Below are 12,781 nucleotides of genomic sequence, written 5' to 3'. Positions count from 1 at the left end.
GTTAAAAACCAGCTCAAAATGCTCATGTACCGCTCGTACATTCCGCTTTTTCGCTCGTTTTCGCCTTGTCTCGCCTTAGCTCGCGAGATCGTAAACACGCTCTAAGAACCGGACCAGTCCAGACGCTCGGCGCAGTAAAAAGCGCCGGGCACCGGACAACCCGCCTCCTCCCGCAACATCATGTCCCGGCGCTCCCGCACCTTCAGCCCGCTTGCCGCCAGTTGCGCCTCCACCCCGTCCGCATCGTGCAGATAGCGCCCGCAGGGCTGCAGCCGGTGGCCGTCGGGCAAGGCCTGTGACGCGCGCTCTATGCTGAACAACAGCAGGCCGCCCGGCTTGAGCGCGCGCGCCATCCAGCTCAAGGCCGGCTCCAGATCGCCGAAATAGCTGAGCGTGTCCAGGCAGCAGATCAGATCGACGGGCGACGGCGCCGCCGTCAGGAATTCGATGATGTCGCCTTGAGTCAAGGCGTCGTACACGCCCTTGTCCGCGGCGCGCGCCAGCATTTCGCCGCTGAGATCCACGCCGCGCAGGCTGCGCGCGTAAGGCCGCAGCGCCGTGCCTGCCAGGCCGGTGCCGCAGCCCAGATCGAGCGCGTCCAGAGCGGCGGCCGGCAGCGCCAGCCGCCGCAGGCATTGCGCCAGCCACTGCGGTCCCTGGTAGCGCAGACTGGCCAGGGTCGCGTCGAAGGCCGCGGCGTTGGCGTCGAAAGTCCGCCGGATGAAGTCGGCGCTGCACTGCGGCGGCGGTTCCGCGCCGCCGCAGGCGGCCAGCAAGTGCAAGGCCACCGGGTCGTCCGGCGCCTGCGCCAGCCAGCCATGCAGCAGGGCCAAGGCTTCGTCGCGCCGGTCCAGCTCGCAGAGCGCCTCGATGCGCGCGATCGGCCCATGCTCGGCCGGCCGCGCCACGATGCCCTGCGCGTTGTGGCGCCGCGCCTCGACGTGGCGTTCCTGGCGCAAGCACAGCCCGGCCAGCAGGAAGTGCGCGTCGGCGCAGGCCGCGTCCACGGCCAGCGCTTGCCGGCACGCCTGTTCCGCGGCGGCGAAATCGCCGTCCTGCTCGCAAGCGGCGGCCAGATTGGTCCAATACATGGGCTGGCCGCCGTCCAGCGCCGCCGCCGCGGCGAAAGCCCGCCGCGCGTCACCAGAGCGGCCTTGGCGCGCCTGCGCCATGCCCAGGCTGAAATGCCAGTCCGCGTGATCCGTCTCCGCGGCGATCGCCTCGCGCAACCAGGACTCGGCCTCCGCCGGACGCTGCGTCTGCAACAACAGAAAAGCCAGGAAGGATTTGGCCGCGACGCACGCCGGCCAGTCCCGCAAGCAAGACCGGTAACGCCGCTCCGCCTCGGCCCAGTCGCCGTCCAGATGGCTGCGCTGCGCCGCGCGCAAACGGGCGCTCAAGGCCTCGGCGGACATGTCGCGGCGCCTTGCCGGCCCGGCCGGCTTGAATCTTCAATGGAAAACGGAAAAAAACGGAAGGCGGCGAACGCCGCGAGGGAAAAGCGGGCGCCGCGAACGGCGACCGGCATCCGGCATGCGGGGGTAGGCATGGCAAGCCCTCCAGGGGCGAGCGGCGGATGGAAACGGACAGGCGGCCGTTCCAGCCGGCCGCCTGCGCCTTATCTTAAGAACCTGTTCAATGTCTGCTGCGCTTCGTGAAGCCTTGCACGGGGAGTACCAGCTCAAAATGCTCATGTACCACGAGTACATTCCGCTTTCTCAGCTGTTTTCGCCTTGTCTCGCTCTTGCTCGCGAGATTTTGAACAGACTCTAAGAATCAAACTGTCAGGACGGATCCTTGTCGTTCTCGCCGTCCTGCTTGTACGCCGGAAAGCCGAAGCCGCCGAACAGCTGCTTGGTCTGTTCCTGCATCCGGTTCTGCATGTCCAGGAACATGCTGGTGCTCTGTTCCATGTAGTTGGCCATCATGTTCTGCACCGCCGGCCCCTGAAACTTCATGAACTCGCCCCACAGATTGGCGTTCAACATGGTGTTGTCGCCGTAGATCGCGCGGGTTTGTTCCTGCATTTTCTGCTGCAGCTGGGCGAACAGTTGCAGATTGTTCTCTAGGAAGGGTCCCATCATGCCCTGCATGGCCTGGCCGTAGGAGCGGATGAACTGAGTCAGCACTTCGTAGCTGAACATCGGCATGCCGCCGTTCTCCTCCTCCAGGATGATCTGCAACAGCACACTGCGGGTGATGTCCTCTTGGCTCTTGGCGTCGACGACTTGAATGTCCACATTATCTAGCACCAATTGCTTCACATCCCCCAAGGTGATGTAGGAACTGGTGGCGGTATCGTACAGCCGGCGGTTCGGGTACTTTTTGATGACCCGCTTTTCAACACTCATGTAACGCTCCCGGTTTATTTTGTTACGGTGTGCCGTGTGCCGGCAATTTATCATAAATACAACACGCTAGAGTAAATCTTCAGTCAGCGCTCCCAATTTTGCTGCAATGCATGATACATTTAGTCGTCATTGTGCAGTGCAAAATTTTTGATTCAGACTATCTCCTTTAAGGTCTCACCCCACAGCGGAGGAATACATTATGTCCATCAGCAATGAGCAACTGAACAAGCTGTCCCTCAACGGTCTGGAAACCATTTTCCGCTTTTCGCAAATCACTCTGGATAGCGCCGAGCGCCTGGTCAAGCTGAACCTGGAAATCTCCAAGCAGTCGCTGGAAGAAAACGTCAAAATCGCCAAGCAGCTGAGCGGCGTGACCGACCCGCAAGAAGCGGTCAGCCACCTGAACAAGCTGGCGACCCAGAACATCGACACCGCTCTGGCCAACTCCCGCAATCTGTACGACATCGTTTCCTCCGCTCAAAGCGAACTGACCAAGCTGGCCGAAGAAAACCTGGGCAGCTTCAACAAGTCGCTGATCGGCGCGATCGAGTCCGCGGCCAAGAACGCCCCGGCCGGCTCCGACGCCGCGCTGAACGCGGTCAAGAGCTCGGTGGCCGCCGCCGCCGCCGCGGTCAACACCTTCAGCAAAGCCGCCCAGCAAGTGGTGGAATTCACCGACAGCAGCGTCAAGGCCGCCACCAGCGCCACCGCCGACGCCGTGAAGACCGCCAGCAAGCGCGCGCCCACTGCTTAAGAACAGTTTCAGGCTAAAGCACAACCCCGTCCAGCCGGCGGGGTTTTTCTTTGCCTTGCGCCGGAGGATGGCATGTCGGCGGCGACAGGTTTACAATCTCCGCCTTAAGCACGTTTCAGGAAACCAATAGGTTCAGCGCATGAAAATCAGCAGCAATTTTGACGCCGGCAGCATCGAGATCGTCTCCGCCGACAACTACGAAGACATCCAACTGCGCATCCGCCGCGACAATGCGGCCGAATTCGCCCAGTGGTTTTACTTCCGCGTGCAAGGCGCCGCTTATCAGCACTGCACCTTCAATTTCCTGAACGCCAGCGAAAGCGCGTACCCGGACGGCTGGATCGACTATCAGGCGGTGGCCTCCTACGACCGCATCAACTGGTTCCGCGTGCCCACCCATTATGAAAACGGCGTGATGACGATAGATCACGTGCCGCTGTCCGGCAGCATCTACTACGCCTATTTCGAACCCTATTCCTACGATCAGCACCTGAATCTGATCGGCCAGGCTCAAGGCTCCGGCCTGTGCCAAGTCAGCGATCTGGGCTTTACCGTGCAGCAGCGCGACATCAATCTGCTGACCATAGGCCACGAGGTGGAATCGGACCTGAAGATCTGGATCATCGCCCGTCAGCATCCGGGCGAAACCATGGCGGAATGGTTCATCGAGGGCCTGCTCAACCGCCTGCTGGACCCGCAGGACCCCACCAGCCGCGCGCTGCTGGACCGCGCCACTTTCTACGTAGTGCCTAACATGAACCCGGACGGCTCGGTGCTGGGCAATCTGCGCACCAACGCCGCCGGCGCCAACCTCAACCGCGAATGGGCCGATCCCAGCGCGGAGACCAGCCCGGAAGTGCTGGCGGTGCGCAACAAGATGCAGGAAACCGGCGTGGACCTGTTCCTGGACATCCACGGCGACGAGAACATCCCCTATGTGTTCCTGGCCGGCACCGAGGGCGTGCCGTCGTGGAACGAACGCCTGGAATCGCTGGCCGAGCAGTTCCGCCACCACCTGCTGCTGGCCAGTCCGGACTATCAGACCGAGCACGGCTATCCGCGCAACGCGCCGGGCAAGGCCAATATGACCATCGCCACCAACTGGGTGTGCGAAAACTTCGGCTGTCTCGCCTTCACGCTGGAAATGCCGTTCAAGGACAACGCCAATCTGCCGGACGACGACTTCGGCTGGAGCGGCCAGCGCAGCCTGCGCCTGGGCGAGGCGGCCTTGTCGCCCATCTATGCGATAGCGCAAAACCTGCGCGCCTGAGCACCAATCAGGCTGAAACCAAAAAAGCCACGGAGATCCGTGGCTTTTTTCATTTCCATTGCCGCTTAAACGTGATCCAGCAATTGCAGCGGATGATCGATGGCGATGTCGGCGCCCCACTCCGCCGGCCGGTCGCTGTCGGCGATATAGCCCCAATTGGCCAACACCGTTTTCATGCCCACGCTGCGGCCGGCGGCGATGTCGCGCTCGGCGTCGCCCACATACAGGCAATGCTCGGGGGCGATGCCGATCCGCTCGGCGGCGTAGCGCATCGGCCGCGGGTCAGGCTTGGGCACGCCCACGGTGTCGCCGCTGACCGTCACCGCCGGCGCAGCGATGAAGGGCAGCGACGGCACCAGCCTGTCGGTGAAGCGCATCGGCTTGTTGGTGATGATGCCCCAGGTCAGCCCCTTGTCCATCAAGCCCTGGATCAGGCCGTTGACGCCGTCGAACAACACGGTCTCGTCGGCGAAGCTGTGCTCGTAGTGGTCCAGGAAGCGCAAGCGATACTCCTCGAAACGCGGATGCTCGCGGTCGATGCCGAAGCCCAGGCTGACCAGCCCGCGCGCGCCGTGGCTGGCGATGGGCCGCACCGCCGCGTACGGCTGCAGCGGCAGGCCTTCCTCGGCCAGCAGACGGTTGAGCGCGGCGCCCAGATCGCGCGCGGTGTCGGCCAGAGTGCCATCCAGATCGAATAGAACTGCCTTGATCATGATTCGCTTCAATGAGGGAGCGCGGCGTCAGGCTGCCGACCACGAGCAGCCCGCCGGCCCGGTTCAACGTATGGTCTTGCCCAGGAACAGCTTGTAGGCCGGATTCTGGGTCTCCTCGACACAGGGGTAGCCCAGATTGTCGAGGAAGCGCTGGAACTCGGCGTCGTCGCTGGCCGGCACCTGTATGCCCACCAGCACGCGACCGTAATCGGCGCCGTGGTTGCGATAATGGAACAGGCTGATGTTCCAGTCCACGCTCATCGCCTCCAGGAAGCGCATCAGCGCGCCGGGGCGGTCCGGAAACTCGAAGCGCAACACCCGCTCGTCCTTCAGTTGCGGCGCGTGGCCGCCCACCAGATGACGGATGTGCAGCTTGGCCAGTTCGTTGTCGGTCAGATCGATGCTGTCCAGCTCATGGGCGTTCAGACTGGCGAGTATGCCCTCCAGGTCCTGCTTGCCGCTGATCTGCACGCCGACGAAGACATGGGCGGTGCCCGGATCGGCGAAGCGGTAATTGAACTCGGTGATGTTGCGGCCGCCGATCACGGTACAGAAGCGCTTGAAGCTGCCCGGCTTTTCCGGAATGGTCACCGCGATGATGGCCTCGCGCCGCTCGCCCAGTTCGGAACGCTCGGACACATGGCGCAGGCGGTCGAAATTCATATTGGCGCCGCAGGAAATCGCCACCAGGGTCTGATTCTCGCAGCCCTCGCGCTCCACATAGGCCTTGGCGCCGGCCACCGCCAGGGCGCCCGCCGGCTCCACGATGGAGCGGGTGTCTTCGAAAATATCCTTGATCGCCGCGCAGATGGCGTCGGTGTCCACCAGGATGATCTCGTCCAGCAGTTCCCGGCAGATGCGGAAGGTCTCCTCGCCCACCAGCTTCACCGCCACCCCGTCGGCGAACAGGCCCACGTCCTTCAATTCCACGCGCTCGCCCTTGGCGATGGATTGGCGCATCGCGTCGGAGTCCACCGGCTGCACCCCTATCACCTTGATCTCCGGCTTCAGCCGCTTGATGAAGCTGGCGATGCCGGCGGCCAGGCCGCCGCCGCCGATGGCGACGAAGATCGCGTTCAAGCCGTCCGGATGCTGGCGCAGAATCTCCATGCCTATGGTGCCCTGGCCGGCGATCACGTCCGGATCGTCGAACGGCGGGATGTAAGTCAGGCCGCTTTGCGCCGCCAACTCGCTGGCGTGCAGAAAAGCTTCATTGAAGGAGTCGCCGTGCAACACCACCTGGCCGCCGTATTGCTTGACCGCGTCGATCTTGATCTGCGGCGTGGTCACCGGCATCACGATGGTGGCCGCACAGCCCAGCCGGCTGGCGGACAGCGCCACGCCCTGCGCGTGGTTGCCGGCGCTGGCGGTGATCACGCCGCGCTCGCGCTGCTCCGCGCTGAGCTTGGCCATCTTGTTGTAGGCGCCGCGCAGCTTGAAGGAGAACACCGGCTGCAGATCCTCGCGCTTGAGCAGAATCGTGTTGCGATAGCGGCGCGACAGATTGGGCGCCAGCTCCAGCGGCGTTTCGATGGCGACGTCGTAAACCCGCGACGTCAGGATGCGTTCCAGATAGTCTTGCTTCTCTTGCATGGCAAAGCCTTTGTCCCGATCATTATTTTCCTTGAACTGCCAGAGTAGCAGGAACTCCAACCATACGGGAAGCCTTGATAATATTGGATTGTTGCATTGCGGTATCGCTATGGCTCCGCCCGCCCCGCCCGCAGAAATCGCCACTTCGCGGCAACCGGACGGCAATCCGCGTGTATAATCAACGGCTACTATTTGGACCTCAACCCCCAGCGTTGCCCATAGGAACGATGAAAACATTCACCAGCATTCTCACGGCAGCGGCGATCGCGCTGCCGTCCGTCTCTTTCGCCTCCGCCGCCTTCCTGCCGCCCGCGCCCGAGATCGCCGGCAAGGCCTATTACCTGACCGACTTCAACAGCGGGCAAGTGCTGGCCGAGCGCGACCCGGACTCCCGCGTGGAGCCGGCCTCGCTGACCAAGCTGATGACCGCCTACCTGACCTTCAAGGCGCTGAAGGAAAAGCGGCTGACCCTGGAGCAGACGCTGACGGTGTCGCAAAAGGGCTGGAAGACCGAAGGCTCGCGCATGTTCCTGGATCCCAAGGTGCCGGCCAAGGTCGACGACCTGATCAAGGGCATGATCGTGCAGTCCGGCAACGACGCCTGCGTGACGCTGGCCGAAGCCATCGCCGGCAGCGAGGAAGTGTTCGCCCAGGTGATGACCCAGCAGGCGCAGAAACTGGGCATGAAGAACACCCAGTTCCGCAACGCCACCGGCCTGCCCAATCCGGAGCACTACACCACCGTGCATGATCTGGGCATCCTGGCCGGCGCGCTGATCCGCGACTTCCCGGAGTTCTACCCGATCTACTCGATCAAGTCCTTCACCTACAACAACATCAAGCAGCCCAACCGCAACCTGCTGCTCTACCGCGACCCCAACGTCGACGGCATGAAGACCGGCTACACCGACAGCGCCGGCTACAATATGATCACCACCAGCCATCGCGACGGCCGTCGCGTGATTTCGGTGGTGGTGGGCACCGCTAGCCCGGAAGCACGCGCGGTGGAAAGCTCCAAGCTGCTCAACTACGGCTTGCAGTTTTACGATACGCCCAAACTGTATAGCGGAGCCAAGCCGGTGTCCGAGCTGCCGATCTACAAGGGCGCGGCCAAAACCGTGGCCGTCGGCTTCGCCGGCGACGTCTACGCCACCGTGGCCAAGGGCCAGGCCGCCAAGCTCAAGGCCGATCTGACCACGATGCAGCCGCTGATCGCCCCGGTCAAAGCCGGCCAGGTGGTGGGCAAGCTGGTGGTGTCGCTGGACGGCAAGCCGCTGTTCGAGCGCCCGGTGGTGGCCTTGAAGGCGGTGGAAGAAGGCGGCTTCTTCAGCCGGCTGTGGGACAGCATCAAGCTGATGCTGGGCTGGAAATAAACGGCGTCCGCCGTTGATCGCGGCGCCGGGCATCGCCCGGACGCCGCGACTGTATTATGATGTGACGTTTTAGTAATAAAGACGACCGTAAAATGTATTGGCGCGGATGGCCCGGTTTGCAGTACAACTGGCTGCTGCGCCTTTGCCCGTTTCGGGCGCGGCGTCTTTAGAACCTGTTTACGATCTGCTGCGCTTCGGCGATACAGCGTTGAAAACCGCTTCGAAATGCTCATGTACCGTGTGTACACTCCGCTTTCTCAACTGCTTTCGCCTTGTCTCGCTCTTGCTCGCGAAATCGTAAACACGTTCTTAGCGGATTTGATTGAATATGTCTGAAAAACAGGAACTCATGGAATTCCCCTGTCGCTTTCCCATCAAGGTGATGGGCGAGCGTCATGAGGATTTCGTCCTCACCATCACCGAGGTCGTGCGCGTCAACGCGCCGGACCTGGCCGACCATGACGTGACGCTGCGCGAAAGCTCCAACGGCCGCTTCTACGCGCTGACCGTCACCGTCACCGCCACTTCGCGTCAACAGCTGGACAACATCTATCTGTCGCTGACCGGCCATCCGATGGTCAAAATGGTGCTCTAAGCGCCAGGAGATTGCCGTGCCGCGCATCGTCAAACATCTGGGCCGGGTGGATTACGAACCCACCTGGCGCGCCATGCAGGCGTTCACCGACGCCCGCAACGCCGACACCCCCGATGAACTGTGGGTGGTCGAACACCCGCCCGTCTACACCCAGGGCCTGGCCGGCAAGCCGGAGCACCTGCTGCACGCCACCGCCATCCCGGTGGTGAAAACCGACCGCGGCGGCCAGATCACCTATCACGGCCCCGGCCAGTTGGTGGTTTACCTGCTGGTGGACTTCAAGCGCATGGGCATAGGCGTGCGCGAGCTGGTGCGCCGCATCGAACAGGCGGTGATAGACGCGCTGGCGGAACTGGGCATCCACGGCAACGGCGATGTGGACGCGCCCGGCGTATACGTCGCCGGCGCCAAGATCGCCTCGCTGGGCCTGCGCATCAAGAACCACGCGGTCTACCATGGCCTCAGCTTCAATGTGGACATGGACCTGGCGCCGTTCGATTCCATCAATCCTTGCGGTTACGCCAACCTCAAGGTGACCGATCTGAAACAACTGGGAGTGGAGCTGAGCCTTGCCGCCGCCGCCGATACGCTGCTGCCGCATCTGGAGCGCCTCCTGAACAGCACCGAGGAACTGACATGAAGCCGGAAAACCAGGCTGGGGTCAAACACAAGGGCGCGGCCAAAACCGCCCGCATCCCCATCAAGATCGTCCCGCTGGACGAAAAGCTGAAAAAACCGGAATGGATCCGCGCCAAGCTGCCCAACGGCCAGCGCTTCCACGAGATCAAGCAGATCCTGCGCGAGCAAAAGCTGCACACCGTCTGTGAGGAGGCCACCTGCCCGAACATCGGCGAATGTTTCAGCAAGGGCACCGCCACCTTCATGATCATGGGCGACATCTGCACCCGTCGCTGCCCGTTCTGCGACGTGGGCCACGGCCGCCCCAACCCGCTGGACCCGGACGAGCCGCGCCACCTGGCGGAGAGCGTCGCCGCGATGAAACTGAAATACGTGGTGGTCACCTCGGTGGACCGCGACGACTTGCGCGACGGCGGCGCCCAGCATTTCGCCGACTGCATCAACTCGGTGCGCGAAATGTCGCCCAACACCCAGATCGAGACCCTGGTGCCGGACTTCCGCGGCCGCCTGGACGTGGCCGTCGACATCCTGAGCCAGACGCCTCCGGATGTGATGAACCACAATCTGGAAACCGTGCCGCGGCTGTACAAGCAGGCGCGCCCGGGCTCGGATTACGCGCACTCGCTGCAATTGCTGAAGGATTACAAGGCCAAGAACCCCGAGGTTCGCACCAAGTCCGGCCTGATGGTGGGCCTGGGCGAAACCGACGAGGAAATCCTGGAAGTGATGCGCGACCTGCGCGCCCACAATGTGGACATGCTGACCATAGGCCAGTACCTGCAGCCGTCCGACGGCCACTTGCCGGTGCTGCGCTACGTGCATCCGGACGTGTTCAAGATGTTCGAGAAAAAAGCCTATGAAATGGGCTTCGTCCACGCCGCCGTGGGCGCGATGGTGCGCTCCAGCTACCACGCCGACGTGCAGGCGCACGAGGCCGGCGTGTAAACGGCCAAGCCGCCCAGACGCAAGGGAGCCCCAGGGCTCCCTTTTTCATTGCCCTGTCTTTGGTACAGGCTCGCAACGACGACGGATCGTCTATACCACGACATGCGCCCGCCATAGCGTCCGCGCAAGTTTCATCCCGCAAACCGCGCGGTCGCGCCAGCGCCCGCCTGCCGATGGAGCCGCGCCATGTCCGTCAGTCCCGCCTTCCGCCTGCTGCCCTTGCTGCCGCTGTTGCTGGCCGCCTGCGCCAACAACGCCCCGGACAAACCGTTCGCCGATTTCGACGACGCCGCCCGCAGCGTCACGCAAAGCTCCGCCGGCACCTTGGCGCGCATCCAGCAGAACACCCGCCTCAACGCGGTGCTCACCGCGCCCAACGCCCCCTTGCGCGCGGACACCTTCAGGCCTCAAGCCGGCAACGGCGCCAGCTACGATCTCGGCCCCGCGCTGGGACAGCTGCAAGCCACGCTGGACGCGCTGGAAAAATACGCCCGGACCCTGCGCAGCCTGGCCGGCGACCGCGAGGCCGAAGCCCGGGTCGACGCCGCCGCCCAAGACTTGTCCGACAGCGTCCAGGACCTGAAACTGCGCGGCGGCGACGAAACCGCCGCCAAGATTCTGGCCACCGCTGCCGACGCGCTGGGCCGCCAACTCACGACGGCGCAACGCAAGAACGCGCTGCGCAACACCATGGCCACCGCCCAGCCCGGGCTGGAATTGCTGGCCGCCAGCAGCCACCGCGCCTTGAGCGCGCTGCCCGGCTACCTGAGCGTGCTCAGGGACAGCCTGCTGCGCCACGCCAACTTCAGCCGGCCGCGCTACGGCAGCTGGGAACGCTATCAGTTCGACCTCGCCATCGCCGACCGGCTGCGCGAATTCGAACAGATCGAAGCCGCGCTGCAGGCCAGCGACAAAGCGATTCAGGCCTTCCCCGACACCAACCGCCAGTTGCTGCAAAGCCTGGACGCGCCTCAATCCAAACTGCAAGCGCTGCGCGACTTCGCCGCCGAAGCCAGGCGGCTGCGCAATTTTTATCGCGATCTGCCCGCCAAATAAAGGAGGCAGCATATGGACAGCCACCGAGTGACCGAGCTTGCCAGCGGCCTGGCATCCCGCATCAACAATCTGGCGGTCGCCAGCCTGGGCGCGGACAGCCGAGCCCTGCTGGCGCAGCAGGATGAATTGGCCAATCAGACCCTGGCGCTGATCGCGCGGGACTTGAACGCCGACACCGAAGACTTCCAACACGCCGTCGCCGCGCTGCAGGCGGCGACGGATGCTGCCGAACACGCCGGACGGCAGCTGCAACGCGTGGGCGACGCCATCAAGCTGACCGCCAAGGCGATCAGCGCGGTGGCCAAGCTGCTGGCCTGAACTGCCGCGCCGGGCGCGGCTGCAAACGGAAGCAAGCCGGCGCGTCTGCGCCCAGGCCGCCCGCGCCCACGCTCTTGCGGCCGTCCGCGCAGCCTAACGCGCCGGCGCGGGCAAGACGCACAACATCTCGAACAATAGATTGGCGCCCAGCAAGGCGGTGTTGCCGCTGTCGTCATACGGCGGCGACACCTCGACCAGATCGCCGCCGACCAGGTCCAGCCCCCGGCAGCCGCGCACGATTTCCAGCGCCTGCATCGAACTCAGGCCGCCCACTTCCGGCGTGCCGGTGCCGGGCGCGAACGCCGGATCGATGCCGTCGATATCGAAGCTCAGATACGCCGGCGCCGCTCCCATCTGCGCGCGCACCTCGGCCATCAACGGCGCCAGCGAGCGATGCCAGCACTGCTCCGCCGTCACCACCCTGAAACCGCGCTGCCGCGACCAGTCGAAGTCCGCCGCCGAATAACCGCTGCCGCGCAGGCCGATCTGAACCACCCTCCCCTCGGCCAGCAAGCCCTCCTCCCAGGCGCGGCGAAAGGTGGTGCCGTGCGCGATCCTCTCGCCGAACATCTCGTCGTTGACATCGGCGTGGGCGTCCACGTGCACCAAGCCCAGCGGGCCGTGCTTGCGCGCCAGCGCGCGCAGCGCCGGCAAGCTGACGGTGTGGTCGCCGCCTATGCCCAGCAGACGCACCGGGTGCAGCAAGGCCTGCTCGTAGGCGGCCTCGATCCGCGCCACGCTGTCCGTCAGGCTATAGGGATTGGTGGCGACATCGCCGAGGTCCGCCACTTGCAGCCGTTCGAACGGCGCCGCGCCGCTGCCCAGATTGTATGGACGCAGCAACGCCGATTGGCTGCGGATTTCACGCGGCCCGAAGCGGGCGCCGCTGCGGTTGGAAGTGCCGATATCCAGCGGCAGACCGATGAAGGCGGCGTCCAGACCGGCGGCGCTGTCGCGCAAGGGCAAGCGCATCATGCTGGCGACGCCGCCGAAACGCGGCATCGCGTTGCCGCTCAGCGGCTGGTTGAGCAAAGTGGCGGGCATAGGGCCTCCTGCATCCTGAGAGCCTGTTTACGATCTCGCGAGCCAAGGCGAGACAAGGCGAGACAAGGCGAGACAAGGCGAAAACGGCTGAGAAAGCGGAATGGACTCGTGGTACATGAGCGTTTCTAAG

At 63.9% G+C, this 12,781-nt stretch carries 13 protein-coding genes; 8 read left to right on the top strand and 5 right to left on the bottom strand.

The features are described from left to right. Positions 1–101: 101 nt before the first annotated feature. Both VK98_RS22955 and phaR read right to left on the bottom strand, forming a co-directional pair. The gene (locus tag VK98_RS22955) at positions 102–1,415 is read right to left on the bottom strand and encodes a tetratricopeptide repeat protein (RefSeq protein WP_053077481.1); all 1,314 of its coding nucleotides are present in this window, start codon (positions 1,413–1,415) and stop codon (positions 102–104) included. Positions 1,416–1,784: 369 nt separating this feature from the next. Next, positions 1,785–2,351, bottom strand: coding sequence for a polyhydroxyalkanoate synthesis repressor PhaR (phaR, locus tag VK98_RS18440; protein ID WP_048415441.1), 567 nt, complete (start codon positions 2,349–2,351; stop codon positions 1,785–1,787). A 199-nt stretch (positions 2,352–2,550) separates the two neighbouring features. Between phaR and VK98_RS18435 the strand changes: the two genes are divergently transcribed. Together VK98_RS18435 and VK98_RS18430 are read left to right on the top strand one after the other, a co-directional pair. Next, on the top strand, positions 2,551–3,105 hold the full coding sequence (locus VK98_RS18435; protein ID WP_019101299.1) for a phasin family protein: 555 nt from the start codon (positions 2,551–2,553) through the stop codon (positions 3,103–3,105). Between the two features lie 139 nt (positions 3,106–3,244). Beyond that, on the top strand, positions 3,245–4,375 hold the full coding sequence (locus VK98_RS18430) for a M14-type cytosolic carboxypeptidase (RefSeq protein ID WP_048415440.1): 1,131 nt from the start codon (positions 3,245–3,247) through the stop codon (positions 4,373–4,375). 65 nt (positions 4,376–4,440) lie between these two features. Here the strand turns inward: VK98_RS18430 and VK98_RS18425 are convergent, their stop codons facing one another. Both VK98_RS18425 and ilvA read right to left on the bottom strand, forming a co-directional pair. Beyond that, positions 4,441–5,088: an HAD family hydrolase gene (locus VK98_RS18425; protein ID WP_048415439.1), complete on the bottom strand. Its 648-nt coding sequence runs from the start codon at positions 5,086–5,088 to the stop codon at positions 4,441–4,443. A gap of 63 nt (positions 5,089–5,151) precedes the next feature. Next, positions 5,152–6,681: a threonine ammonia-lyase, biosynthetic gene (ilvA, locus tag VK98_RS18420; RefSeq protein ID WP_048415458.1), complete on the bottom strand. Its 1,530-nt coding sequence runs from the start codon at positions 6,679–6,681 to the stop codon at positions 5,152–5,154. Between the two features lie 227 nt (positions 6,682–6,908). Here ilvA and VK98_RS18415 point away from each other — a divergent pair, with 227 nt between their 5' ends. The 6 genes from VK98_RS18415 (at position 6,909) to VK98_RS18390 (ending at position 11,607) form a co-directional block, all read left to right on the top strand. Further along, entirely contained in the window at positions 6,909–8,054 is a 1,146-nt protein-coding gene (locus VK98_RS18415; protein ID WP_048415438.1) for a D-alanyl-D-alanine carboxypeptidase family protein, read from the top strand. Between the two features lie 328 nt (positions 8,055–8,382). Continuing rightward, a complete protein-coding gene (locus tag VK98_RS18410) occupies positions 8,383–8,649 on the top strand; it encodes a YbeD family protein (protein ID WP_019101294.1) in 267 nt (88 codons plus the stop codon). 16 nt (positions 8,650–8,665) lie between these two features. Then, a complete protein-coding gene (lipB, locus tag VK98_RS18405) occupies positions 8,666–9,289 on the top strand; it encodes a lipoyl(octanoyl) transferase LipB (protein ID WP_019101293.1) in 624 nt (207 codons plus the stop codon). Further along, positions 9,286–10,233 carry a lipoyl synthase gene (gene lipA, locus VK98_RS18400; protein ID WP_019101292.1) on the top strand — a complete coding sequence of 316 codons (948 nt, stop codon included), beginning with the start codon at positions 9,286–9,288 and terminating at the stop codon, positions 10,231–10,233. Before lipB ends, lipA begins: the two co-directional genes overlap by 4 nt. Positions 10,234–10,419: 186 nt before the next feature. After that, positions 10,420–11,289 carry a hypothetical protein gene (locus tag VK98_RS18395; protein WP_048415437.1) on the top strand — a complete coding sequence of 290 codons (870 nt, stop codon included), beginning with the start codon at positions 10,420–10,422 and terminating at the stop codon, positions 11,287–11,289. Positions 11,290–11,301: 12 nt separating this feature from the next. Next, positions 11,302–11,607 carry a hypothetical protein gene (locus VK98_RS18390; RefSeq protein ID WP_048415436.1) on the top strand — a complete coding sequence of 102 codons (306 nt, stop codon included), beginning with the start codon at positions 11,302–11,304 and terminating at the stop codon, positions 11,605–11,607. 93 nt (positions 11,608–11,700) lie between these two features. On the opposite strand, the gene speB is transcribed toward VK98_RS18390, so the two are convergent. Beyond that, positions 11,701–12,651, bottom strand: coding sequence for an agmatinase (gene speB, locus VK98_RS18385; RefSeq protein WP_048415435.1), 951 nt, complete (start codon positions 12,649–12,651; stop codon positions 11,701–11,703). Positions 12,652–12,781: the final 130 nt, after the last annotated feature.

This window comes from Chromobacterium sp. LK11, assembly GCF_001043705.1.
GTDB classification, from domain to species: Bacteria; Pseudomonadota; Gammaproteobacteria; order Burkholderiales; family Chromobacteriaceae; genus Chromobacterium; species Chromobacterium alkanivorans.
Note: the sequence above shows the minus strand (reverse complement) of the source record. Positions and strands in the feature narration are given on the sequence as shown.

Bases quoted from the DNA above. Each gene is read 5' to 3' on its own strand.
- VK98_RS22955 (WP_053077481.1), bottom strand. From the start codon at position 1,415: ATGTCCGCCGAGGCCTTGAGCGCCCGTTTGCGCGCGGCGCAGCGCAGC.
- phaR (WP_048415441.1), bottom strand. From the start codon at position 2,351: ATGAGTGTTGAAAAGCGGGTCATCAAAAAGTACCCGAACCGCCGGCTG.
- VK98_RS18435 (WP_019101299.1), top strand. From the start codon at position 2,551: ATGTCCATCAGCAATGAGCAACTGAACAAGCTGTCCCTCAACGGTCTG.
- VK98_RS18430 (WP_048415440.1), top strand. From the start codon at position 3,245: ATGAAAATCAGCAGCAATTTTGACGCCGGCAGCATCGAGATCGTCTCC.
- VK98_RS18425 (WP_048415439.1), bottom strand. From the start codon at position 5,088: ATGATCAAGGCAGTTCTATTCGATCTGGATGGCACTCTGGCCGACACC.
- ilvA (WP_048415458.1), bottom strand. From the start codon at position 6,681: ATGCAAGAGAAGCAAGACTATCTGGAACGCATCCTGACGTCGCGGGTT.
- VK98_RS18415 (WP_048415438.1), top strand. From the start codon at position 6,909: ATGAAAACATTCACCAGCATTCTCACGGCAGCGGCGATCGCGCTGCCG.
- VK98_RS18410 (WP_019101294.1), top strand. From the start codon at position 8,383: ATGTCTGAAAAACAGGAACTCATGGAATTCCCCTGTCGCTTTCCCATC.
- lipA (WP_019101292.1), top strand. From the start codon at position 9,286: ATGAAGCCGGAAAACCAGGCTGGGGTCAAACACAAGGGCGCGGCCAAA.
- VK98_RS18395 (WP_048415437.1), top strand. From the start codon at position 10,420: ATGTCCGTCAGTCCCGCCTTCCGCCTGCTGCCCTTGCTGCCGCTGTTG.
- VK98_RS18390 (WP_048415436.1), top strand. From the start codon at position 11,302: ATGGACAGCCACCGAGTGACCGAGCTTGCCAGCGGCCTGGCATCCCGC.
- speB (WP_048415435.1), bottom strand. From the start codon at position 12,651: ATGCCCGCCACTTTGCTCAACCAGCCGCTGAGCGGCAACGCGATGCCG.